The organism is Lysinibacillus sp. NPDC096382, from assembly GCF_044762845.1.
In the GTDB taxonomy this organism is placed as follows: domain Bacteria; phylum Bacillota; class Bacilli; order Bacillales_A; family Planococcaceae; genus Lysinibacillus.
Window position 1 is genome coordinate 75,290 of record NZ_JBIWFC010000004.1, and the last position, 25,864, is coordinate 101,153.

General features: G+C 38.4%; 19 protein-coding genes, 1 riboswitch and 1 other annotated feature. Of the genes, 2 read left to right on the top strand and 17 right to left on the bottom strand.

What is annotated here, in order from left to right; all coding sequences use genetic code 11:
- The first annotated feature begins 59 nt into the window (after positions 1 to 59).
- The gene (locus ACIQZA_RS08290) at positions 60 to 494 is read left to right on the top strand and encodes a YslB family protein (protein ID WP_132357132.1); all 435 of its coding nucleotides are present in this window, start codon (positions 60 to 62) and stop codon (positions 492 to 494) included.
- A 197-nt stretch (positions 495 to 691) separates the two neighbouring features.
- Here ACIQZA_RS08290 and ACIQZA_RS08295 read toward each other — a convergent pair whose 3' ends face one another.
- From ACIQZA_RS08295 to zapA, 15 genes are all read right to left on the bottom strand, one after another.
- Positions 692 to 1,957: a methyl-accepting chemotaxis protein gene (locus ACIQZA_RS08295; RefSeq protein WP_402883062.1), complete on the bottom strand. Its 1,266-nt coding sequence runs from the start codon at positions 1,955 to 1,957 to the stop codon at positions 692 to 694.
- A gap of 270 nt (positions 1,958 to 2,227) precedes the next feature.
- On the bottom strand, positions 2,228 to 3,466 hold the full coding sequence (locus ACIQZA_RS08300; RefSeq protein WP_402883064.1) for an aspartate kinase: 1,239 nt from the start codon (positions 3,464 to 3,466) through the stop codon (positions 2,228 to 2,230).
- A 199-nt stretch (positions 3,467 to 3,665) separates the two neighbouring features.
- Positions 3,666 to 3,844, bottom strand: a riboswitch (Lysine riboswitch).
- 399 nt (positions 3,845 to 4,243) lie between these two features.
- Positions 4,244 to 6,034, bottom strand: coding sequence for an excinuclease ABC subunit UvrC (gene uvrC, locus ACIQZA_RS08305; RefSeq protein WP_402883067.1), 1,791 nt, complete (start codon positions 6,032 to 6,034; stop codon positions 4,244 to 4,246).
- Positions 6,035 to 6,316: 282 nt separating this feature from the next.
- A complete protein-coding gene (gene trxA, locus ACIQZA_RS08310; RefSeq protein ID WP_400932551.1) occupies positions 6,317 to 6,628 on the bottom strand; it encodes a thioredoxin in 312 nt (103 codons plus the stop codon).
- Between the two features lie 133 nt (positions 6,629 to 6,761).
- Positions 6,762 to 8,111 carry an amino acid permease gene (locus ACIQZA_RS08315; protein WP_402883069.1) on the bottom strand — a complete coding sequence of 450 codons (1,350 nt, stop codon included), beginning with the start codon at positions 8,109 to 8,111 and terminating at the stop codon, positions 6,762 to 6,764.
- 58 nt (positions 8,112 to 8,169) lie between these two features.
- Positions 8,170 to 8,403: a binding site (T-box leader), on the bottom strand.
- 400 nt (positions 8,404 to 8,803) lie between these two features.
- Positions 8,804 to 9,781 (bottom strand): electron transfer flavoprotein subunit alpha/FixB family protein, encoded by a 978-nt coding sequence (locus ACIQZA_RS08320; RefSeq protein WP_402883070.1) that lies wholly within the window; start codon positions 9,779 to 9,781, stop codon positions 8,804 to 8,806.
- Positions 9,782 to 9,832: 51 nt separating this feature from the next.
- The gene (locus ACIQZA_RS08325; RefSeq protein ID WP_132357138.1) at positions 9,833 to 10,606 is read right to left on the bottom strand and encodes an electron transfer flavoprotein subunit beta/FixA family protein; all 774 of its coding nucleotides are present in this window, start codon (positions 10,604 to 10,606) and stop codon (positions 9,833 to 9,835) included.
- A gap of 117 nt (positions 10,607 to 10,723) precedes the next feature.
- Positions 10,724 to 11,497 (bottom strand): enoyl-CoA hydratase, encoded by a 774-nt coding sequence (locus ACIQZA_RS08330; RefSeq protein WP_400932545.1) that lies wholly within the window; start codon positions 11,495 to 11,497, stop codon positions 10,724 to 10,726.
- Between the two features lie 14 nt (positions 11,498 to 11,511).
- Complete coding sequence (locus ACIQZA_RS08335) at positions 11,512 to 12,093, bottom strand: fatty acid metabolism transcriptional regulator FadR (protein WP_402883074.1); 582 nt, start codon at positions 12,091 to 12,093, stop codon at positions 11,512 to 11,514.
- 203 nt (positions 12,094 to 12,296) lie between these two features.
- Positions 12,297 to 13,988: an AMP-binding protein gene (locus ACIQZA_RS08340; protein WP_402883076.1), complete on the bottom strand. Its 1,692-nt coding sequence runs from the start codon at positions 13,986 to 13,988 to the stop codon at positions 12,297 to 12,299.
- Positions 13,989 to 14,547: 559 nt separating this feature from the next.
- Positions 14,548 to 14,961, bottom strand: coding sequence for a DUF350 domain-containing protein (locus ACIQZA_RS08345; protein ID WP_132357141.1), 414 nt, complete (start codon positions 14,959 to 14,961; stop codon positions 14,548 to 14,550).
- A 22-nt stretch (positions 14,962 to 14,983) separates the two neighbouring features.
- Positions 14,984 to 17,350, bottom strand: a complete 2,367-nt coding sequence (locus tag ACIQZA_RS08350; RefSeq protein WP_402883079.1) for an endonuclease MutS2 — start codon at positions 17,348 to 17,350, stop codon at positions 14,984 to 14,986.
- 18 nt (positions 17,351 to 17,368) lie between these two features.
- A complete protein-coding gene (gene polX / locus ACIQZA_RS08355; protein ID WP_402883082.1) occupies positions 17,369 to 19,078 on the bottom strand; it encodes a DNA polymerase/3'-5' exonuclease PolX in 1,710 nt (569 codons plus the stop codon).
- A 59-nt stretch (positions 19,079 to 19,137) separates the two neighbouring features.
- Positions 19,138 to 19,677: a CvpA family protein gene (locus ACIQZA_RS08360; protein ID WP_323653177.1), complete on the bottom strand. Its 540-nt coding sequence runs from the start codon at positions 19,675 to 19,677 to the stop codon at positions 19,138 to 19,140.
- Positions 19,678 to 19,682: 5 nt separating this feature from the next.
- Positions 19,683 to 19,943: a cell division protein ZapA gene (gene zapA / locus ACIQZA_RS08365; RefSeq protein WP_132357145.1), complete on the bottom strand. Its 261-nt coding sequence runs from the start codon at positions 19,941 to 19,943 to the stop codon at positions 19,683 to 19,685.
- A 134-nt stretch (positions 19,944 to 20,077) separates the two neighbouring features.
- Here zapA and rnhC point away from each other — a divergent pair, with 134 nt between their 5' ends.
- Positions 20,078 to 21,004 (top strand): ribonuclease HIII, encoded by a 927-nt coding sequence (rnhC, locus tag ACIQZA_RS08370; protein WP_400932535.1) that lies wholly within the window; start codon positions 20,078 to 20,080, stop codon positions 21,002 to 21,004.
- A gap of 129 nt (positions 21,005 to 21,133) precedes the next feature.
- Here rnhC and ACIQZA_RS08375 read toward each other — a convergent pair whose 3' ends face one another.
- Together ACIQZA_RS08375 and pheT are read right to left on the bottom strand one after the other, a co-directional pair.
- Positions 21,134 to 23,101, bottom strand: coding sequence for a methyl-accepting chemotaxis protein (locus tag ACIQZA_RS08375; RefSeq protein WP_402883085.1), 1,968 nt, complete (start codon positions 23,099 to 23,101; stop codon positions 21,134 to 21,136).
- 345 nt (positions 23,102 to 23,446) lie between these two features.
- Positions 23,447 to 25,864 (bottom strand): phenylalanine--tRNA ligase subunit beta, encoded by a 2,418-nt coding sequence (gene pheT, locus ACIQZA_RS08380; RefSeq protein WP_402883087.1) that lies wholly within the window; start codon positions 25,862 to 25,864, stop codon positions 23,447 to 23,449.

Consider the following 25,864-nt stretch of genomic DNA (forward strand, 5'->3'; position numbering starts at 1 on the left):
ATCTATCTTTACTTTATCAGTGTCGAATTTTAAGAAAATTCTAAGAAAGAAGGCTTTCAATGTTAAACACTTCATCTCCTACAATCTCAGCTTTTGGCTATGAGATAATTCGCGATTATATTTTATCTTCCATTCTTGGTAAACACGAAGGTGATGTACTTTACTGGGCGGGAAAAGATCTAGCTCGGAAGTTCCCATGTACAAGTCAAGATGAACTTATCGCATTTTTCGCAGATGCCTGTTGGGGTAATTTAGAGCTTATCAAAGAGTCGAAGGATGGACGCATATTCCAGTTGACAAATGATCCAGAACTGTTACAAATCGGTCTTCGTAGCTTTAGACTTGAAGCAGGATTTATAGCTGAGCAAATCCAGCAAGCAAAAGGTTATTTAACAGAATGCTATGATGAAAAACGTGAAAAGCAACAAAATGTTACGTTCACAGTAAAATGGGACGTTAAAGAAAGAATCATGAACACCGTTCCTACAGAATAAAACGAAAAGGATTGCCACCCCTAATTTATGGATGGCAATCCTTTTTATATATAATATAGAAGTTATTCACCGCGGAGACTAGGCAACTCCTTGGATTAGCGTCATAGATGCGACAAGCGAAGCAGCTCATCGGACGCCCCCAGGAAGGTGCACTGTCGGAACGGAAATCAATCTCTCGTTATGCTCACGAATCCTTTTTATATTGATAATTGAGCATGTCTTTTTTTTAAAAGTACATCTATGAACGAAATAAATGCCTCCAAAATATTAAGTGAGTGTTGAATCATTTCTTCTATGTTATTAATTGACAGTTCATTCACTAATTTTTGGGCGGCCATATGTACTAATTCATGTGGTTGTTCAATATGACGATATTCTGGTAAGTTCTGGTATTCCTCGAAATGTCCGTAATACCATTTTCCAAACATACATTGATGATGCGTTTTTATCGTTTCTTTTTGACCAGCCTTTCGAATAGCATTTCGTAAAAAGCTAGCATGATCCATTAACCTTGCTGCCAATTGGCTAACTACCGTTTGCTCTGATGGCTTTCTGATTGTCGGTGCAATAGCTTTTAACATTTCAGATACTTGATTTTGTATTAGATCTGAGAAATCACTAGTAAGTGATAATTCCGTCGTTGTTTCCGCTAAACGACCTACAGCTATTACATTTTCTTCTGATGCAGCTGTTATTTGATGAATACCATGTGCTGCTTCTTCAATATTTCTACTTGTTATAGTCAGATTAGCAATATTGTCCTTCATGATACTTAAAAAGTCAGTTAAATAATGTTCGACTTGATTAATATTTGTTATTGTATTATGTAATTTCTTATCAATGACTGATCGAATCTTTGTCATTTCTTGCAATGAACCTTTCGAACTGTTGGCTAACTTCCCTACCTCCATCGCGACAACATTAAAGCCATTTCCATGCTCACCAGCACGTGCGGCTTCAATAGAGGCATTTAAGGATAAAAGTTGTGTTTGATCGGCAATCCCGGTTACACCCTTACCAATATCATCTATTTTGGTCATTTCATTCTTCAGCTGCTCTGTTGAATGAGCTCCTTTGGCCAACAACTCCTGAACCATTTCACCTTTTGAAATGGATGATTCCATTTCTTCTACAAGTAGTAATGAATGCTGTTTTATTTCTTGAATGTTTGCATTAACATTTTGCTCAACCGCAAGCATCTCCTCTGTATTTGACGACATTTCTTCACTCATTGCTGAAATATCCCCTACACTCTTAGAGACATTTTGAACCTTTAAAGCCGTTTGAAAATTAATTAACTCCATATGCGCTAGTACAAAATCTAAAATCGCATTTTTCACATCAATGCTTTCCTGCTCAAGTTCCAATTCCAGAATTCGCTTTTTTAATATTTGTATTTCTAAATCGTTGTGCATCTCAACACTTTCATCCATTGGCTTTTGAAATAAACCGAATAACCCCATACAAACTTCCACCTTCCCCTTGGTAAAACATGTCACATTTTATTATATAACAATAGAATTGGATAAAATATTAAATTGATGTGAACAAAAAAGATGTGCCTTTTACTGGCACATCCTTTTCAATATTATATGTAAAGCGCTTGTTCAATTATCCCTTGCATTCTGTCACTTTCTTATTTCTACCCGTCGTTTTGGCTGCTCTATCCACGCCCCGCTAAAAAGTGACTTAAAACCGCATTCATCTCACCTGAGAGACTTCTATACCTGTCGCTACGCTTTCGGTACAAAAGACACTTCCTGAAATAAATTAAATTCATCATGTAATGCATTTGCTGCACGAATCATTTCGTCCTGAGGTACAACAACTGACACTTTTATTTCAGAAGTACTTACCATTTTTACAGGGATATTTTCACGACGTAGACGATCAAACATCCTTGCAGCCACCCCTGGATTAGATACCATCCCCGAGCCAATAATAGAAACCTTTGCTAAGCCAATTTCAAAATCAGCAAAACTAAACCCTAGTGATAATTTACTATCTTCTAGAACACGTAATGCTTCAGCGAACTCCTCTTTTAAAATAGTAAATGATACCGTCGGCTTTAAATCATCAATTATTGCTTGTACGATTATATCGACGTTTATGCGATTTTCTGCAAGGATTGTGAACATATTTGCTAAAGAAGCATTAGAATAAGCATCATAACCAACTGTTAAGCGAATAACGTCTGACTCGTAGGCAACACCACGTACAATTAAATTTTTTTCCATTTCAACTTCCTCCTTCAATAAAGTACCTACTGTATCTATTTCGCTCGAGCGAATGATAACTGGGATTTGAAACTTCTTTGCTAACTCTACAGCTCGCGGGTGTAAAACTTGTGACCCTAAGTTTGATAGCTCTAGCATTTCATCATAGGAAATTTCTTTTAGTTTTTGTGCCCCAGCAACATGACTTGGATCAGCTGTATAGACGCCATCCACATTCGTGTAAATATCTACTCGCTCCGCATTCAATTTTGCTGCAATTGCTATAGCCGACGTTTCCGCGCCACCTTTACCTAACGTCGTAATATTTCGTGAATTATCGATACCTTGTTCCCCAGCAACGATAACGATTTTTCCCTGTACAAAATGCTCTTCTATTCGTCTAGCATCTATCTCATCAATACGGGCATTACTATACATAGCATCGGTTTCAATGCCTGCCTGCCAGCCCGTTAATGACACGGCATCATATCCTTTCTCCTGTATAGCAATTGCCACTAATGTACTTGTAAGTTGTGAGCTTGTTGAAAATAGTGCGTCTAGTTCACGCTTAGATGCATTGTCTGATAAATCACGAGCCATCTTTGCTAATTCTTTAGCCATACCCCTCATAGCTGTAGTGACAACGACAACATCAAAACCTCTTTCCTTTTCTGCAATCGCCTTTTTCGCAACATTTTGAATGTGCTCTGTTGATGCGAATGCAGCACCACCAAATTTCATCACAACTCTCGCCATCTTTATCATTCTCCTTCGTATTCAATCATTTCGCTGGTTATAAAGTAGCTATACTTTTGCAGCTTTTCACAAAAATATCCCTACAAAAGCAAATAGCGCCTAACAGCCTTGAAAAAATGTTGTTTCGAGAAAATCTAAAAAGGCAGCTCTCACATAACGTGAAAGCTGCCTATAACATGTACAATAAAGTAACTTGCGCATGTGTGATAGCTCTCCGAAACGTTTAGAATCGACAGTCTTACATCTCTTAAATGTAAAACCAGCACAGCATCGGAAACAACGATGCTCCACTTCGGCAAGTTCCCCTTTCATACATTTTCACCGGACTTGTTCGTCCTCGTATGTACTACTCTTGAACCTTGCACCTCTATCATCACTAAATAGTGATCGTATTTAATTTGAACCTTAGTGAAGAAATTCCCAATTTAATAAATAGAAACTACTAAAAAAGTATATAACATTGCTATATTGAAAAGCTATGTTATATACAACCTTAGCATACGCCAAATCCTTTGACAATGTATCTTATTGAATATCAATTTTGCCTTGGCGTAATTAAGTTCGGAGGCTTTGGGCCAGCAGATATTTTTTGCGCGAAAGCGAAGCGGCAGCAGCAGATATTTTTTGCGCGAAAGCGAAGCGGCAGCGCAACAGCAAGATGTTGGTCACTCAGTCGTTGCCACAGTACGTGGCGTTTTTAGACTGAGTTCCTCTATTTTAAGTAGGTGTTTATACACCCATTGAAAAGGAATTCCATCTGCACTCATCCCACCACCTTTAGAGGTGGGAGTTTTCTTCTGGATGAAAATAATCATAAATAATGCTAGCAAGATTAGCAGGCATCCCTGCTTCCTGTAATGCTTGCACACTTGCCTCGCGAATTTTTTTGACAGAGCCAAAATGCTTGAGTAATTGTTGTTTTCGCTTCGGACCAATGCCCTCTATATTATCGAGGACAGATTGTATAGCATGTTTCTCATGCTGCTGTCGTAAGAAGGTAATAGCAAAGCGGTGTACTTCGTCCTGTATTCGTTGTAGTAAGTAGAATCCATCGCTTGTTCGCTTTAACGCAATTACTTCAGCTGGATCACCAAATAGAAGCTGTGACGTATTATGCTTTTCATCTTTTGCTAATCCGGCAATTGGAATGACAAGGCCGAGTTCATCCTCTAATACTTCTCGCGCGACTTCCATTTGCCCCTTGCCACCATCTATTAGTACTAAATCCGGTAAAGGTAGACCATCTTTTAATACGCGTGTGTATCGACGGCGAATTACTTCTTGCATCGCCCCGTAATCATCATGCTTGGCAGCTGTACGTGTTTTGTATTTTCGATACTCCTTCTTTGCAGGTTTTCCATCGATAAATACAACCATTGCAGATACAGCATCTGTCCCATGCATATGACTATTATCGAAAGCCTCAATCCGTAAAGGTGCAGAAATGCCCATAGCTTCACCGAGCGCCTCACATGCTCCTATTGTGCGTTCTTCTTGACGTTCAATAAGCTGGAACTTCGCCGCTACCGCAATTTCAGCATTTTTTGTCGCTAATTCAACTAGCTCTTTTTTTTGCCCTCGTTTTGGTGTTAGTACCTTAACTTCTAGTAATTCCGTTAAAATTTCTGCATCAATGGTTTGTGGGATAAAAATCTCCTTAGGCTTAATGTGCTCTAGCTTGTCGTAAAATCGTCCAACGAACGTCAAAAATTCCTCTTCTGCCTCTTGATAAATCGGGAAAATCGAGACATCTCGCTCAATGAGCTTTCCTTGACGAACAAAGAAAACTTGAACACACATCCAGCCCTTCTCGACGGCATAGCCAAATACATCGCGATTAGTTGTATCACTCGATACGATTTTTTGCTTTTGCATGACTGTATCAATATGTGCAATTTGATCACGAAATTCCTTTGCACGCTCAAATTCTAAATTTTCTGCGGCCGCTAGCATTTTTACCTCTAGCTCCTTTTTGACTTCTTCAACCCCACCATTTAAAAACTTTGTCATATCCTCAATCATATTGTGGTAAATTTCTGCATCTATATCCTTCACACAAGGGGCTAAGCATTGCCCCATATGATAATACAAACAAACCTTGGTAGGGAGTTGTACACATTTTCGAAGAGGATATAAACGATCTAACAGCTTTTTTGTCTCACTTGCTGCATACGCATTCGGATATGGACCAAAATATTTTGCCTTATCCTTTTTCACTTTTCGCGTTGTAATAAGTCGCGGGTGTTTTTCATTTGTAATTTTTAAATACGGATACGTTTTATCATCCGTCAGCATAACATTGTACTTCGGGTCATGTAGTTTTATAAGATTAAGCTCTAAAATTAAAGCTTCAATATTGGAGGATGTCACAATGTACTCAAAATCTTCTATTTCACCTACAAGCCTTTGTGTTTTCCCTTCATGCGAACCAGTAAAATACGAGCGTACTCGATTTTTCAGCACTTTAGCTTTCCCGACATAAATAATGGTTCCTTGTCGATCTTTCATCAAATAGCAGCCAGGCTGATCTGGTAAAATTTCAAGCTTTCTTTTAATTAAAACATTCATCGCCTACCTGCCCCTTTTTCTTAAAGTAGCGTTTGTCCCTTTATTTTCTCCTATTTCTAAGGATAACTTCCGCTTTTTCTCTATATTATATAACGAAAAAAAGCCAAGCACATCTTATTGATGGCTTGACTCTTTTTTTCTTATAGAATCAATTATGCCTCGGCATAATTGCGTCCGGAATCGGCTTTGTGCTTGCACAAAGAACTCCTTTCCGATTCCGTGACATCCGCCGGAGGCTTTAACTTCTTCCAGCGGGTGTTTGGAGACATTTGCTGAAAGAAGTTAAGCATGTTTTGCGATAAACGCTTCTAATGCTTCTTTTGGTTGGAAACCAACTGTTTTATCTACTAATTCACCGTCTTTGAATAATAGTATTGATGGGATAGACATAATTTGGTATTGCGCTGCAGTACCTTGGTTGTTATCTACATCTACTTTTACAATTTTAGCCGCACTACCTGCAGCATCCATTTCTTCAAGAACTGGTCCAATCATTTTACAAGGTCCGCACCAAGCAGCCCAAAAGTCTACTAGTACTAACCCTTCTTTAATATCATCTTGGAAAGTTGCATCTGTTGCATGTACAATTGCCATTTGAAATCCTCCTTAAACTTACTATGCTTGTAGTATAGCATGGATAAATTCTCTTGAGCGAACAATCTGCCTAGTATGCGAAATTTATGAAAATTAAGGTCGAAAAAGGCATTAAGTTGTTTTGCTATTCAGCTTAATTTTCATGAAAACGACCTTTATAGACATACGTTAACGTAATAAAAAGATAAATAAATAATGTGATACCTGTAACGATAATCGATGTTGTGAAAATAATTCCAATTAGAATTGCACTTAACGCAATAATAGCGATCCAAGTTGTGTAAGGGAACCATTTCACTGCATAGGAACTTGTTTTTTCCGGCTGTATTTTACGCGATTTCAGATGCGCAATCGCAATAATTAACCAAATAAATAACACGGTATATCCAAGCGAACCCATTAGGAAATCAAATGTTTTACTTCCAGCAAATAAAGAAAAGATTACAGCTATATATAAAGCTAAAGTACACATTAATATGGCATATACCGGAACTTTCGTTTTTGATAAATGTGCAAAGATTTTAGGAACACGTCCGTCTACAGCTTGTGTATACAGAACTCGTGATGAACCATAAAGCCCGGAGTTCATTGATGAAATAATTGCTAGTAAAACAACAGCGTTCATAATATGGTCAGCACCAGGAATCCCAATCATTTTAAAGACCATTACAAACGGACTTTCTGGCACTCCGTTTACTTCATTCCAAGGAATCAAGCTAACGATAATAAAGAAAGGAACTAAATAAAAAGTCACAATACGTACTAATGTACTGCGAACAGCTTTTGGCACTACTTTCTCAGGATTTTTCGTTTCAGCTAATGTAATACCAATAATTTCAGTACCACCATAAGAGTAAATAACTACAAGCATTGCAGCAATCAATCCCTTTGATCCGTTCGGGAAGAAACCACCATGCTCCGTTAAATTAGAAAAACCAACAGCTGTATGATTACCAAAAGTGACAAGCAATAAAATTAAACCGGCTATGATGAATACCACAATTACAGTAATTTTAATTAACGCCAGCCAATATTCAGTTTCAGCAAAAACTTTCACAGATAATAAATTAATAGCTGTAACTAACACCGAAACAGATAATGCAAGTATCCAGATCGGGTAATCTGGCAACCAATATTGAATAAAAATGGCCGCAACTATAGATTCTGCAGCAATATTTAACACCCACATTTTCCAATAGATCCAATCCAGGAAATAAGCTGGATACTTTCCTAAAACGGCTTGCACTAAATCTCTAAATGTTCTGGCTTCGCTATTACGGACTGCCATTTCTGCTAAACCTTGCATAACAAATAGCAAGATAATCCCGCCAATTAAGTACGCAATAAGTACTGATGGCCCTGCCATATCAATAGCTGCACTACTTCCTTTAAATAACCCTGCACCAATGGCACCACCTAGAGCCATCATCGTAATATGCCGTGAGGTCATCGTTCTTTTTAATCTCTGATTGTCATTTTCCATTTCCTTACCTCCTAAAATCAAAAAAGGCATATCGTCAGTTCCTTCATTATCAAATGAAAGAAGAGACGATATGCCATAAGCAAACCGCGGTACCACTCTAATTGGTTCTTTAAGAACCCTGCTTAAAAACCTAGTAACGAAGGTTAACCGTTCAACAAATAGAATATTTCGTAAATTCCATCTATCTTACCGCTCCTAGGCAAGTTCAAAGTCTTATTGGACTGCGTTGCACCAACCCGCAGCTCTCTTCACCAAATAATGAGCTTTTACTACTCCTAATCTTTGCGTTTCTTTATAAAAATTAATTATGCCTCGGTATAATTGCGTCTGGAATCGGCTTTGTGCTTAACCTGCCTGATGAAGGCCAGTTAGCCGTTATCACCAATGATTTTAGGCTAACGCTCCTTTCCGATTCCGTGACATCCGCCGGAGGCTTTGGGCCAACGGGATGTTGGTCACTCAGTTGTTGCTGTCGCTTCGCTTTCGCACAGATAAATTGCCACAGGACGTGGCGTTCTTAGACTGAGTTCCTCTATTTCAGCGGATGTTTGATCTGCTGAAATAAGTTAAATTAATATTCATCACTATACGTTCTAAAATTAATTATGTCAACATTTTATTTTGCAATAACTTCAAAAAGTCAAAAAATTAACACAAAAAAGCGGGGAAGACACATCTTCCCCGCGCATTTATTAGGCATTCACTTTTAACGCTTTAAATTCTTCAATTAGAAGAGGCACTACCTCAAATAAATCACCTACGATACCGTAGTCCGCAACTTTGAAAATATTTGCTTCTGGATCTTTATTAATCGCAACGATTACTTTTGAGTTTGACATACCAGCTAAGTGTTGAATCGCTCCTGAAATACCCGCTGCAATGTAAAGGTCTGGTGTTACTACCTTACCTGTTTGACCGATTTGAAGTGAATAGTCGCAATATTCAGCATCGCATGCACCACGTGAAGCACCAACTGCACCACCAAGTAAATCCGCTAGAGCTTTTAATGGTTCAAAGCCTTCCTCAGATTTTACGCCACGACCACCTGCTACAACTACTTTTGCCTCAGAAAGATCAACACCCTCTGAAGATTTACGTACTACCTCTTTAATGATTGTACGAAGGTTTGTAATATCTACTGTAATAGAAGTGATGTCACCTGATTTACCGGCTACTTTTTCTAATGGTGCAATATTATTTGGACGAACTGAAGTTAAAACCATACCGTCTTTTACTTTAACTTTTTCAAAAGCCTTACCAGAGTAAATTGGACGGATGAATACAACATCATCGCCAGCACCCTCAATTGACGTTACATCGGATACAAGACCTGCTTGTAATTTACTTGCAATTTTTGGTGATAAATCTTTACCGTTTGCAGTATGACCAAATACGATACCAGTTGGCTTTTCTTCCTCAATTACCGCTAATAAAGCTTGACCATAGCCATCAGATGTATATTGTTTTAAATGTGGATGCTCCACTGTTACAACACGATCTGCCCCATATTCAAATAATGGACCTGTTAAGTTTGCTACAGCATCCCCTAAAAGAACACCAACAACCTCACCACCATCTGCGATTTGCTTTGCAGCTGCAATTGCTTCGAAAGAAACATTACGTAAGCTTCCTTCACGAACTTCACCTAATACTAATACTTTTTTTGTCATAGTATATTCCCTCCGTTACCCTTTAAGATTCGATTTGTGTCATCAGATGACTTAAACTACTTTCGCCTCTGTATGAAGTAGGTTTACAAGCTCTTTTACTTGTGCAGAAAGTTCGCCTTCTAGAATACGGCCTGCTGCCTTTTGAGCTGGTAAGAAAATATCAACTGTTTCTACTTTAACCTCTACATCGTCTTCATCGATATCTAAATCGTCTAACTCAAGTTCTGCAAGCGGTTTCTTCTTCGCTTTCATGATCCCTGGTAAAGATGGGTAACGTGGCTCATTTAAACCTTGCTGAGCTGTTATTAAAAGTGGTAAAGATGTCTCAATAACTTCTGAGTCACCCTCAATATCGCGTACAATTTTCGCAGATGTTCCGTCAATCTCAAGCTTTGTAATTGTTGTTACACAGTTAATACCTAGTAAATCTGCAACACGAGGTCCTACTTGACCAGAGCCTCCGTCAATTGCAACGTTTCCTGTTAAAATTAAATCAGCATCTTTATCTTTTAAATATTCAGCTAAAATATATGCTGCTGCATTTTGATCCAGTTCATCTAGATCGTCTTCTGTATTAATAAGAACTGCTTCATCTGCTCCCATCGCAAGAGCTGTACGCAATTGCTTCTCTGTATCTTCGCCACCAATTGACACAACTGTTACTTTACCACCAGCAGCGTCACGTACTTGGATTGCCTCTTCAATGGCATATTCATCGTAAGGATTGATGATGAACTCTGCGCCATCCTCTTGGATTTTACCACCCGACACAACAATTTTTTCTTCTGTATCAAACGTACGTTTAATTAATGCAAAAATATTCATATATCCATACCTCCTGCAACGTTTTTTATTTCTAAGTAAACTTATAAATATTATATATTTTCAGTGTCGATAACGTCGATAACACTCTTTCAAGTCGCTATCGACACTGATGGAATATTATTTACCAGTAAACACAGGCTCGCGTTTTTCAATAAATGCTTGAATTCCCTCTTTTGCATCTTCCGAAACGAATACTGCGCCAAAGGATTTTGCTTCTGCCTCAATTCCTTCATAAAACGAAGCATGTTTTGCATATTGCAATGTTTGAATAGCTGCTTTTAAAGCAACCGGGCTCTTCTTCGCAATTTTCTTCGCTACCTTTAGCGTTTCTTCCAATAATGCTTCATCTGTAAATGCACGGTTCGCTAAACCCCATTGTACAGCTTCTGTTCCAGAAATCGGCTCACTCGTAAACATCATTTCCGCAGCTTTTGCCACCCCTACATATCGAGGTAAGCGTTGTGTACCCCCAAAACCTGGAATAAGACCTAATTGTAATTCAGGTAGTCCTAATTTTGCAGATTCTGTCACAAAGCGCAGATGACAACTCATCGCTAATTCAAGGCCCCCACCTAGTGCGGCACCATGAATTGCAGCAATAATAGGTTTAGAGAACGATTCAACTCGTTCAAAAACTTGTTGACCATTGTTCGCTAGCTTTGAAAATTCATCACCAGATCCAACCTCTGTAAATTCTTTAATGTCTGCACCAGCTGAGAAGAAACGACCTTCGCCATGAAGTACAAGGACACGTACAGTGTCATCATTTTCTACTTCATCTAGCACAGCATTTACTTCGGTAATGATTCCGCGAGATAATGCATTGGCTGGTGGGCGTGCAATTGTAATAATCGCCACTCCATCCTCTGCTTTCCAACTTAGAAATTCCATTTCTCCACATCCTTTTAAGCTTTAATGCCGTTCAAGATTAATGCCTGAACTTTTGGAACCTGTTCTATCAAATCATATCGATATTCATTCATCACCCACGACGTAATGGTTTCGTCAATTGTTCCAAATACCATTTGGCGTGCCAAGCGTACATCCATCGTTTGACTGAACTCACCTGATAGCATACCTTCGATTAAAATTTGATCAAGTAATTGTAAATACTCTCTTAACACCGAATTAATCTTTAGTCGTAAATCTTTATTCGATTGTCGTAGTTCCAATTGTGTAACGGTTGCTAGGTATCGATCTGTTACTAGAACATTAAAATGATTTTCGATCATTCGTGAAAGTTTGTCCTTAGACGTACTTCCATTTTCTATTATATCTTGTAATGACTCTACAAAAACAGCCATTTTTTCATTAAAGACAGAAATTAATATATCTTCTTTATTTTTAAAATATAAATAGATTGTTCCGTCGGCCACCCCTGCCTGTTTAGCAATCTTCGATACCTGTGCTTGGTGATACCCATTTTCTGCAATAACGATGACAGCTGCATCAATAATTTGCTTATATTTTGGCTTATCACGTTTCACTTCTATATCACCACCTAAAAAAACTTGCACACGTCTAAATTCATGTTCAATACACGAATGTCATCCTTCAATATCAGCCATCTCAAACTGATTGTTAAGGATATGACGTGATCACCTAAAAAAATATGAAAATATGAATGGTCATTCATTCATATTTTCATATTATAATTTACATCTTTGCTTGTCAATACTTTACCACGTATTTATTTTGCTTCTTTATTCACCGATTTTGTTTTTTCTTCGTCTACTAATGAACGACGCAAAATTTTCCCAACTGCTGTTTTCGGTAGCTCATCTCTAAACTCATAATAGCGGGGAACTTTGAAAGCAGCTAAGTTTTGACGGCAATATTTATTTAATTCGTCTTCCGTAATCGAATATCCTTCTTTTAAAACAATATAAGCTTTTACGGTTTCTCCACGATACGGGTCAGGAATGCCCGCAACTATGCATTCTTGGATTTCCTCACGCTCATATAGTACTTCCTCTACCTCACGAGGATAAATATTAAAACCACCTGCAATAATTATATCTTTTTTACGATCAACTACATAGAAATAACCTTCTTCGTCCATATAGCCAAGATCGCCTGTTAAAAACCAGCCATCTACGAACGCCGCTGCAGTATCCTCAGGGCGATTCCAATAGCCTTTCATAACCTGAGGACCCTTTACAGCTATTTCACCAACCTCACCAACTGGAAGCGCCTCTATATCCCCTGTACGTAAAATTATTGAATCCGTATTTGGCCAAGGTAAACCAATCGAGCCCATGACACGCTTACCCCAAATAGGTGTAGCATGTGTAACAGGAGAAGTTTCTGTTAATCCAAATCCCTCAACAAGTTTCCCCCCTGTTACCGCTTCAAATTTCTCCTGCACCTCTACCGGCAATGAAGCGGATCCACTTAAGCATGCTTTGATGGACGATAAGTCGTACTTTGCAATATCCGGGTGATTTAATAAACCAATATATAAAGTCGGTGCACCTGGGAATAGTGTTGGTTTTTGCTTATCAATCGTTTTCAACGCTGTCTCTGCATCAAACTTTGGTAATAACACCATCTTATTTTGCGTAAATACGGATAATAAAATAACAGCCGTCATACCATAAACATGGAAGAATGGCAGAACGCCCATAATGGTTTCCTCACCATGTACACATTTATACATCCACGCATCACACATTGTTGTATTTGCAATTAAGTTTTTATGGGTCAACATTACGCCTTTAGGGAAGCCAGTCGTTCCACCTGTATATTGAAGCAATGCTACGTCCTCTTCAAAATCAACTGGAATATCAATCATTTTGATGGGCGCTGAGCGCATAATTTCTGTAAATAAATGATTTTGACCACTATGTTCAACCTTTACACTAAAACCGTACTGCTTTTTTTGGATATAGGGATAAACCAAATTTTTAGGAAATGGTAAATAATCTTTAATAGCCGTGACAATTACATTTTCAAGTGCAGTTTCTTTTATGATTTTCATAACACGTGGATACAAAATATCCATCAATAAAATAACTTTCGCACCTGAATCAGCCATTTGATATTGAAGTTCACGCTCAGTATAAAGTGGGTTTGTTTGTACGACTATCGCCCCAGCATACATTGCCCCGTAGTAAGCGATTACACTTTGCGGTGAGTTTGGCAGCATAATAGCTACTCGATCCCCCTTCTCTACTCCAAGGGCTTGTAAATAGTTTGCGAACCTTAGCGCTGACTCATATAGCTCAGTGTACGTCAAATCCTTTCCCATAAAATGAATCGCAACTTTAGATGGATTCTTTTTATAGGCACGTGTCAAAAACTCTTGCACAGGAATTTCCTCAAACGTTAAAGACGATGGTACTTCTTCAGGATAATTTTTTAGCCATGGTTTTGTTGTCATACGTCCTCTCCCCTTTGCCCCAAATTTGTAAACTCTTATTTTAATTATAATGAAAACGAAATACTCTTTCAAACACAAAATAGAAAATAAATGTATTTTCGATTAATTATTATGCATTTCACAACATTTATATAACTGTATTCCTTAAGGTTTTGGAACGATAGAGCGTATGAATACTCATTCATTCAATCTTTTTTTATGCACAAGACTGCGTTAATATTTCTATATTTCAAAAATAATTTTTTATGATAGCTTTTTAGGTAGTTAAAGGAATATTAATAGATGTTAGTAGTTTTTTATGATGGTTTGAAACGAGGATGATGTAACTTTCGATTTTTTTCGAGGGTATTTTAGTTTTTTTATTTCACTTTGTCTTTCCTTTCCGTCGCTAGCTCCCTTAGCATTCCTTCCCTTTACCTATCAATATATATAAAAACGCATCCTCAAAAAAGGATGCGTTTTTTGCTTAAAGGGTCATCATATAATAGACACCGACTGCCAAAAATGCGATGCAGACAACGATTAGTACTTTTGCTAATTTTTCCATGTCATTACACTCCTATGCAATACTTGCCCCAATAACAAACGATAGACCGAGTGAAATGGTAAAGGAAATGAAACCGACTGAGCGATTATCGTTAGCGATTTCTTGATCAACATTAAAACGTGGTGTCATAAATTCGAATAAGAAATACGCCACAATTAGTAATGTAAAACCAAAAAGGCCCCAGCCAATCATTTCACTTAAAGTGCTATGGCGCGCAATGGAAAAGCGAAAAATATTACAGATCCCCAGTATTTTCCCGCCTGTTGCGAGTGCCACAGCGATATTACCATTTTTAATTTCTTCCCAGTTTTTATATTTCGTAACGACTTCGAACAATGCCATCGAGACGACTAAACATAATACAACAACACTAAAATATCCTGCCGTTTCGATAATTGGATATCGCCAAAAGCTAGAATTCAGCATTTTTCTCCGTCCCCTTTACTGCTTATTTCAATTCCACAACCGTGACACCTAATCCTCCCTCACCCGCTTCACCAAAACGGAAGGATTTTACCCGCTTATGCTTTTTCAAATAACTTTGAATTCCCTGACGTAATGCACCTGTGCCGACACCATGAATAATTGATACACGCCCATAGTTAGCAAGCAAGGCATCATCAATATATTTTTCCGTACGTATGATGGCATCTTCATACCGTTCGCCGCGTAAATCTAATTCTAATTTTACATGACTATTGCGATTTTTTACACCAGCCATACGTTGAACAGGTTCTTTTTCGGGTTTAATGTACTCTAGATCACTATCCGAGATTTTCATTTTCAGAATACCCATTTGGACAACCCATTCGGTATCCGATACTTTTTCAAGCAATGTACCCCGTTGTCCATAGCTTAACACCTTTACCTCGTCTCCGACAACTAAGTTTTGTGCACGAGCCTTTACTTGTGCCGCTTTTTTCAACACTTTATTGTTTTCAAACGGTGTAGCTTCTTCCAATCGTTTACGTGCTTCGATGAGTTCATGCTCCTTGACAACTTGGTCTGCATTTTTGCGCATTTCTCGAAGCTCAGCAATAATTGATTCTGCTTCTCTTTTTGCTTCATCAACAATTTTACGAGCCTTTTCTTTTGCTTTATTATCGAGTGCTTCTTTGCGTTCCTCGTAAGCTTGTAGTTTTCCTTGTAGCTCTTTACGAAGTTTTTCAGACTCCATTAGTAACTCATGAGATCGTTCTGCATCATCTTCGGATTGGCGACGAGTCTCTTCTAGTGAAGCAATCATTGACTCTACCTCATGGCGATCTGTACCTGTAAAGCTTTTCGCACGGTCAATAATCGATTCTGGTAAGCCCAGACGACTTGAAATTTCAAATGCATTGGAGCGGCCTGGTACACCAATAAGTAGACGATATGTTGGACTCAATGTCTCAATATCAAATTCTACACTTGCATTGGCAACCCCTGGACGATTATAGCCATATGCTTTTAGCTCAGGATAGTGCGTTGTTGCCATAACGCGGGCGCCACGACCATGTACTTCATCTAAAATGGAGATGGCCAGAGCTGCCCCTTCCTGAGGATCTGTCCCGGCACCTAATTCATCAAATAGAACGAGTGATTCGAAATCAAACTTTTGTAAGATATCTACTATGTTGACCATATGAGAGGAGAATGTTGACAGTGATTGTTCAATCGACTGTTCATCTCCAATATCTGCAAAAAGCTGCTTGAAAACAGCAAGCTCTGAACCATCAAGTGCAGGCACTGGTAACCCAGCCTGTGCCATTAATGTACAAAGTCCAACTGTTTTTAAAGTGACGGTTTTACCGCCCGTGTTTGGCCCTGTAATCACAATTGCCGTAATATCTTTCCCAAATTCAATATCGTTAGGAACCGCTGTTTCAATTGGTAAAAGCGGATGACGTGCACGAACAAGTCGAATATAGCCGTCGTTATTCATTTTAGGCATTGTACATTTGTTCGCTTGACCATATTTGCCTTTAGCTAAAATAACGTCAATCTCACCTAGTACTTTTACTAAATTAAATAAATCTGGAGCTACTTCCTCTACCATTGCACTTAAGGCAAGTAAGATACGTTCAATTTCAGCTTGCTCTTTCATTTTTAATCGATGAATCTCATTATTCGCTTGTACAATCGAATCTGGCTCGATAAATAATGTTTGGCCAGAAGATGATTGGTCATGCACAATTCCACCATAATGATGACGATACTCTTGCTTAACAGGGATAACGAAACGATCATTACGAATCGTTACGAGTGTATCTGACAGCATTTTTGAAGCATTGCTCCCACGTATAAGGCTTTCCAGCTTAGAGCGTACTTTAGCTTCCTCAGCGCGGAAAGATTGGCGAATGGATCGCAAAGTTTGACTTGCAGAGTCTAGCACTGAGCCGTTGTCATCAATACAGTTATTAATTTCATGCTGTAAGCCTGTCAAAACAGGCATTGACTCCTTTTTGGCGATGAAATGTGGAATCTCAATCACTTCTTCTGATTCTATATCTTCGATAAAATTGCGAAGAATTCTACTAGCTCGAATTGTACTTGAAACTTCCATTAGTTCCATCGCTGAAAGCATGCCACCGATTTGTGCACGCCTTGCAGCTGGTCGCACATCAAAAATCCCACCCATTGGCACATTGCCTTTAACACGTAAAATGGATAGTCCTTCATCCATTTCTTCTAATAATTGTACAACTTTTTCATAGTCTGTCTGTGGTACAAGCTCATCAACCGCTGATTTACCGATTGAAGAAGTACAGTATGTAGCCACTTGCTGACGTACTTTATCATATTCTAGTGTTTTCAATGCGCGTTCTGCGATCACTGAGAACACCTCCTCAATCTATTTATTTCGTCGAATAAACGCTTCAAATTGTTCTCGCGTCCATGTATTCACAATCATATCCTTTTTTAACCATGCTCTGTTTGCATAGCGCACCCCAATATCCATAAAGCGTAAATGAGCAATATCATGGGCATCCGTATTGATTGCTACGGGCACACCAGCGGCCATTGCCATTTCTAAATGCTCAACACATAAATCAAGACGATATGGATTCGCATTTAACTCTAAAATTTTACCATATTCCTTTGCCCACGAAATTAATTGTCCCATATCAGGATTATAGCCATTACGATCCTCAATAATGCGACCAGTTGGATGTGCAATCATATGAACGTACGGATTTTGCATCGCCGTAAGTAAACGTGCCATAATTTTGTCCTGCGATTGTGTAAAGCTAGAGTGAATAGAGGCAATGACGAAATCTAATTCTTTTAGCACATCATCCTCAAAATCTAGGGAACCATCCGGCAAAATATCCATTTCTGTCCCCGCGTATAAATGGAAATCAGGATGTGCTTCATTAAACGCCTCAATTTCAGCACGTTGCTTTGTTAAGCGCTCTGGCGTTAGACCATTCGCTACTTTTAAAAATTGTGAATGGTCAGTAATAACACTATACTGATAGCCACACGCAATCAATGCTTCGCCCATTTCAGCTATAGAGTATGCACCATCAGACCAAGTCGTATGCATATGCAAATCTGCTTTAATATCTTCTATTTTCACTAGACTTTTAATGTCATCCGTTTTGTCAAATTCCGATGTTCCTGTACGCAAACTCGGTGGAATAAATGGTAAATCAAAATGCGCAAAAAATTCTTCTTCATCCTTAAACGTTAATACGGTGCCATTAGCCTGCTCTACACCATATTCACTAATTTTTTCACCACGGGCTTTAGCAATTTGACGCATGCGTACATTGTGATCTTTCGAGCCTGTGAAATGATGCAAAGCTGTTGCATATTCTACATCTCTTACTAATCGGAAATCTACACTTACAGGCTCATCTAGATCTAAAATAACTGAAATTTTTGTATCACCAGCTGCTACGACTTCTTGTACAGAAAGCTCATTCAGTAACTTTTCACGTACAGTTTCTACTGCTTCAGTTACAACAATAAAATCAATATCTTTACTTGTTTCAGCTGCACGACGGAAGCTTCCTGCAACAGAAAAACGTTCTACTTCTTCCATACTACCTAGAAGAGCTTCAATTTGTAAAACAACTGGCTCCAGCTGCCAAATCGGTAAACGTTCTGATCGATTTGCTAAATTTGCAAGTTCCTTTAAAATTTTTTCTTCGGTCTTAGCTGCAAAGCCTGCTAGCTCACGAACTTTACCTTCCTCACAAACAACCTTTAAACTTTCCGCAGAATCAACCCCTAACTCTTGATGAAGCTTAGCAATTTTTTTACCACCTAAGCCTGGAAGTTTTAATAGCGGGAGCAATCCTTTTGGTACAATTTCTTCTAACTCTTTTAATAAGCTTGATTCACCATTTGTCATTAAATCCTCAATAACCGCAGCTGTACCTTTACCTATACCCTTAAGCTTTGTTACATCTTCCATCTCACTTAACGAGCGCTCGTCCCCCTCAAGTGCGGCAGCAGCTTTTCGAAAGGCAGACACTTTGAATGGATTTTCCCCTTGTAATTCCATATACAATGCAATTTTTTCAAATGTGCGAATAATTGTTTTTTTGTTCATTGGGAATTCCTCCTATCGTAAAAACACTTCCCTCAAAACCGAGAGAAGTGCACAGTTTGCTATTGCATATAAATATACCACCAATTTTGAAACATACTTGTAATAATTGGGGTGTGTTCCAAAATGAGACCACTTAACAACGACTTCGACATTAAACTTTGAATAGAAGCAACTGGCAATAAAGCAAGAATGTACAGCAAAATAAACATAATTAAATAGTTTTCAATCATGCCAAACAATGCTCCAAGCCAGCGATTCACTGTACCTAACACAGGTAAATACGCTATAAAATCAAAAATCGATGCCACAATTTGCATTGTAATTTTCACCGCAAAGAAAATAACTGCAAATGCAATGACACGGTAAAAAGTGCGGTCTAAATCCAGGCTATCAATAACTACTCCAAGACTACCTGAATCCGTTACACCTGGATACGGAACCCAAAACACAAATTTTTGTGCTAATGGTTTATAATAGATATACGCAACTATTAGGGCAACTATAAAGCTAACGATATGCATCATCTGAACAATGAAACCACGTTTTGCACCAACGATGAGCCCGGCTAATAGCACCACTAATATGATTAAATCTAACATTCACTTCAACCCTTTAATTTTTTCAATTCTTCTTCTAGTTTTTCCATTTGTTCTTTTAATAGTAAATAATCATGAACGGTATTTACTGCTGTAAGAACGGCGAGCTTTGTGCTATCAAGAGAGGGATTATGTACATTCATTTCGCGCATACGGTCATCAACAATTGAAGCGACAAGTCGCATATGTCCCATGGATTCAGAGCCGACCATTTTATATGTATGACCGTAGATTTCCACAGAAATTTTATTCTTTTCTTGATTTTCCATAGTCGCACCCTCCTTTAAAAATTTTTGTGCTCACGAATTTTTTTATTGTGAGCCGCTTACACAAAAAAGCTATTTATTATCATACCATGAAAGGTATAAAATTGTGAACAATGAGGACAGAAAGGAACGAGCAAATGTCAAATATTGTACTTTCCATATCAACAAATATACAAAAAGAGGTGATGTCATACTATGCAAACCATTTTATAGAGCGTAAAGCTCCAGGTGTTATCTTTGCCGCAAAGCTCCCAGATACAGCAATTACGATGTACAAATCAGGTAAATTAATGTTCCAGGGGGGAGGAGCTGAGCGAGAAGCTGCTCGCTGGGGAAACATAGAAGTAAAAAATACACAAAAATCATCGTCGTTAGGAGTAAAGGGCGACGTTCTTCCAGAAGGTTTTGCTACGATGTCGGTGCTAGGCTCAGACGAAACTGGTACTGGTGATTATTTCGGTCCAATAACAGTTGCAGCCGTATATGTCCCATCATCAAAAATTGCGCTTATAAACGAACTTGGTGTCAAGGACTCAAAAATGCTAACGGATGATTACATGCGTAAAATAGCCCCTGATTTACGTGCAGCTTGTGTCCATAGTGTACTTGTACTACGCAATGAAAAATATAACGAATTTCAATCACGAGGCTACTCTCAAGGTAAAATGAAAGCTATGATGCACAATCGAGCACTTAAAAATGCACTGGCGAAAATGGCGCCCGAAAAACCAGAACATATTTTGATAGATCAGTTTGCGGAACGCGGCGTTTATTACAATTACTTAAAAAATGAACGAGATATTGTTCGGGAGAATGTGCTATTTTCTACGAAGGCCGAGCAACTACATCTTTCCGTAGCAACTGCATCGATATTAGCTCGTGCTGCATTTTTAAAAGAAATGGACCGTCTAAGCGAGATTGCTGGGATAGAGTTGTTGAAGGGAGCTTCAGCGAAAGTAGATGCATTAGCAGCACGCATCTGGCGGAAACAAGGTGAGGAATTTTTACGTTCCATAACGAAATGGCATTTTGCGAATACTGAGAAAGCTAAAAAGATGAAATAATATTGGTCTATTAGACAAAAAAATTTCGCTATACTCCAGCAGATTACAAGTTATACACAACTTGTTCTCTATTGTAGTTAGCGAAATTCTTTATATCAAAAACTTATTATGATCAGATTTTTGTTTAGCCTAATATTTAAACTGTCTAATGGTTTGTTGTAGATTTTCAGACATTTTAGCAAGGGCTTCTGCCGATGCAGCGATTTCTTCCATAGAAGCAAGCTGTTCCTCTGTTGCGGCGGAAATATTTTGTGCACTTGCTGTATTTTCATTTGTTCGCTGAAGCACACTTTCAATTCCTATTGCCACTTGATTGGAATGTTCAGAAATAACTTTTGCTGTCTCTGAAATTTGTCCTATTTCATAGGTTACACTTTGTACATTATCACTAATTTCTTTGAATGACTTTCCTGCCATATTTGTTACATCAATTCCCTTTAATACCTCGGCTGAACCAGCAGCCATTGATTCAACCGCTAGTTTTGTATCGGCTTGAATATAATCAATGATATCTTTTATTTGCATTGTTGATTGTGCGGATTGCTCAGCAAGCTTTCGCACCTCATCAGCAACAACTGCAAAACCTTTTCCATGCTCACCTGCACGAGCAGCTTCAATTGCAGCATTTAGAGCTAAAAGATTCGTTTGATCAGCAATTTGCGTAATAGCCTCTACAATACGTCCGATTTCATTTGAACGTTCACTTAGTGTTTGTACGGTGTTTTCAAGTGCTTGGACAGTACTTTGAATCATTTTCATTTGGCCAATTGCTGTTTGAATAGTTTGGTCTCCTATCACAACAGCCTCCATTGCTTTATTCGACATCTCATTAACGGTATCGGACTTAACGGCAATTTGTTGAATGGATGAAGACATTTCAAGTACAGCGTTAGTGCTATCATTAATTGTTTCGGCTTGCAAATCAACCGTTTCAGCAAATGTTTGAATGGAATCAACAATTTGCGATGTAGCTCGTTTATTTTCTGCTGTACTTGCTGTAAGTTCCTCCGATGATGCTGCTAACTGATTGGATTCCTCACCAATGTTACCAACTACACCACGTAAAGATAGAATCATTTTATTGAATATATCCGCCAATTTACCTATCTCATCATGTCTTTTAATGTCAATTAAATTACGTAAATCACCATCTCCTACCTGCTCAGCTACTGTTGACAACTTATTTAATGGCTGAGTGATTGTTCTTATAATGAAAGCACCAATGATTCCAAATACGATTAGAGCAATGACAATAACGGTCATCGTGTTTATTAATATTGGTTTTGTGATAGCTGCTACGTCTGCCAAATCCATAATACCAATAATTTTCCATCCCGTTAGTTTATTGGTAGTAAAAAACACTCGATGCTTTTTCCCATCTTCTTCAATGGTAAAACTACCTTCTTCTTTTCCTTGTATCTTTTCTATATATGACTTTTTGAGCTCCGATCCTACTTCTAATTGTGGATCAGCAATAATAAGATTATTGGCATTTACTAATGTAGCATAGCCGTTATTACCAATCTCCACTGATTTCACTAGTTCGGAAATTCCGTCTAAATTTAGACCAATAGAAATAGCCCCTGAACGATCCTGTAAACCAGCTGATACTGCTAATATTAATTCACCTGTAATCGTTGATTTATATGGATCAACCATAACGTTTTTGCCTGGTGATTCAATAGCCTTTAAGTACCATGGTCGCGTAAATGGATCATAATCGGCTGAGGATTTAGCATATGGTTCACGCATAAATTTGTGCCCCTCAATTGCTAAATTGACAACAGAGACATTACTATGTAAAGCGTTATATTTTTCTAATTCCTTTAAAGCGTCTACATCTTGCACATTTTTATTAAAAGAAGCAGCTAAATACTCCACATCACTTTGAATAGGTGATATCTCATTTGAAATTAGTGTATTTAATAAATCAACATTTTCCCGCGAGCTATTACTTAATTCCTTGTCATATTGATCAGAAGCCTTCAAATATGAAAACGTACCAATAGCAATACTGGGGATTAAAAGTGTCAAGGTAAACGCCCATATTAATCGGGCTCGCATGGAAAAGCCTCTTCTTTTTCGATGATTTTTCATAATAACTACCACCCCAATAGTAAAATTTTCTATCCAAATTATACTATACACAAATATAAATCAAAAATTTATTTTTTGTTATTTCTAAATATTGCGAAATACTTAAACATGTAAATTTACTTAAAGTCTTCTCTTTAGCGCTTTATTTCTCTCACACTTCCAATAAAAATGATGTGAATAAAACGAAAAGCTGCCTCATTAAAAGACAGCTCACAAAAACATAATCAATAATACCTCGGCATAATAGCGTCCGGACGCTTTAACTTCTTTCAGCGCTTTAGAGGTACATCTGTACTTGTCGCTACGCGTTCGGTACAAAACATATATGCTGAAAGAAGTTGAAAATTAGCGTACTTCTGTACCTTCAATTGTTGCAATAGCTTTTAACACTTTGTTATGTGCTGCAACAACCTCTTCATCTGTTAAAGTACGTTCTGGATCGAAGTATGTTAGGGAGAATGCAACTGATTTTTTACCAGCCTCCATTTTTTCACCTTCATATACGTCGAATACACGAACGTCTTTCAATAATTTCACGCTTGCTGAGCGAATCGCAGCAATAACCTCTCCAGCTGTTGTTGTACGGTCCATGATAAGTGCAATATCACGAGACATTGCTGGGAAGCGAGGCACTGGTGTATAACCAAGAGGTGCTTCTTTTGCATTAGCATTTAATAATGTTACTAGATTCATTTCCATTACATATGTGTCTTTTACACCCCATGCTTTTTGCTCTGCTGGATGTAATCCACCGATAATACCCACTTGTTCACCGTCTAAAAGAATGCTAGCAGTACGTCCTGGATGTAATCCATCTACTTCAGCTTTCACAAATGAAATACGGTCCTCTAAACCGAGCTTACCGATAACACCTTCTACAATGCCTTTTAAGACGAAGAAATCTACTGCTTTTTTCTCCCCTTGCCAAGCATGGTCAAGCCATTTTCCTGTAACTACTGCAGCCATATGCTCTTCCTCGTATGGTAGCCCCTCTTCTGATTGACCAAGGAATACTGAACCGATTTCATACAATGCCACATTGTCAGCTTTACGTGCAACATTATATGCAGCAGCTTCAATTAAATGTGGGATAAGACTTTGACGTAGTGTTGAACGGTCCTCACTCATCGGCATTAGTAAACGTGTTACTGGCTCAGCTTTCAATGCAAAGCGTTGTGACAATGCATCTGAAGTTAATGAGTAAGTGACAGCTTGGTAAAGGCCTGCCCCTTCCATATAGTTACGAACTACACGACGATTTGCTTGATATGGTGTTAGACGACCTACTTGGTTTGCTCCCTCTGGTAAAGTCATCGGGATTTCATCATAGCCATATAAACGAGCAATTTCTTCTACAATATCTTCTTCAATTTTAATATCTTGACGACGTGTTGGTGCATCAACGATTAGTAAACCATTTGCTGCTTCTACGCCAAATTTAAGACGCTCTAAAATAGTCAACATTTCTTCTAATGAAATTTTCATACCTAAACGTTCATTAATAAAATCTGGAGAAACGACAACACGTGCCGGTGATTTATCTAGTTCATCCACGATGCATGTTCCCTCTAACACTTCACCACCAGCTAGTTCAGCTAGTAGTGCTGCAGCACGTTCTGCAGCTGGTAATACACGGTTAGGGTCAACACCCTTTTCAAAGCGAGCAGAAGCATCTGAACGCAGTCCAAGATGACGTGATGTTTGACGTACAGTTAAACCATCGAAATAAGCAGATTCGATCACAACCGTTGTTGTAGAATCATTTACTTCAGAGTTTGCACCACCCATTACACCTGCGATAGCTACTGGCTCTTTGCCATTTGTAATGACTAAATCTGTTGCTTTTAATGTACGCTCTTGGTCATCTAAAGTAGTAATTTTTTCGCCTTCTGTTGCTTTACGCACTACGATTTCATTTGTTGCAAGACTATCGTAGTCAAAGGCATGAAGCGGTTGACCGTATTCCATTAAAATGTAGTTCGTTACATCGACAACATTATTATGAGGGCGTACACCTGCTGCCATTAAGCGATTTTGTAGCCACATCGGTGATTCCGCGATTTTTACGTTTTTCACAACTTTTGCTACATACATTGGGTTCGCTTGTAAATCTTCTACTCGAAGCTTTAACATGTCTTCTGCTTTTTCAGAAGATGTGCTGTAGGCGATTTCTGGATACTTCACTTCTTCAGATAAAATTGCGCCAACTTCATACGCCACACCTAGCATTGACAGTGCATCTGAGCGGTTTGGTGTTAAACCAAGCTCTAATACTGTGTCACGTAAACCTAAAATAGCAAGGGCATCTGAACCGACCTCTGCACCCTTAGGAAGCACATAAATACCTTCAGAATATGCTTTAGGAACTAGTTTCCCTTCGATTCCTAACTCTTGTAATGAACAAATCATACCGTTTGATTCATGTCCGCGAAGTTTCGCTTTTTTTATTTTAATGCCGCCTGGTAAATGTGCACCAGGACGAGCGACAATAACTTTTTGACCAGCATCAACGTTTGGAGCACCACAAATAATTTGTTGTGGTTCAGCTTCACCAACATCCACTTGGCAAATATTTAATTTATCTGCTTCAGGGTGTTTCTCCTTTGATACGACATAGCCGACAACAACTTTATCCATTGCGTTAGCACGGTCAATTACTGCATCTACTTCAATTCCAGAGCGCGTAATTTTTTCAGCTAACTCCTCAGGTGTTAAATCCTGTGTACTTACATAATCTTTTAACCAATCTAATGATACTAACAT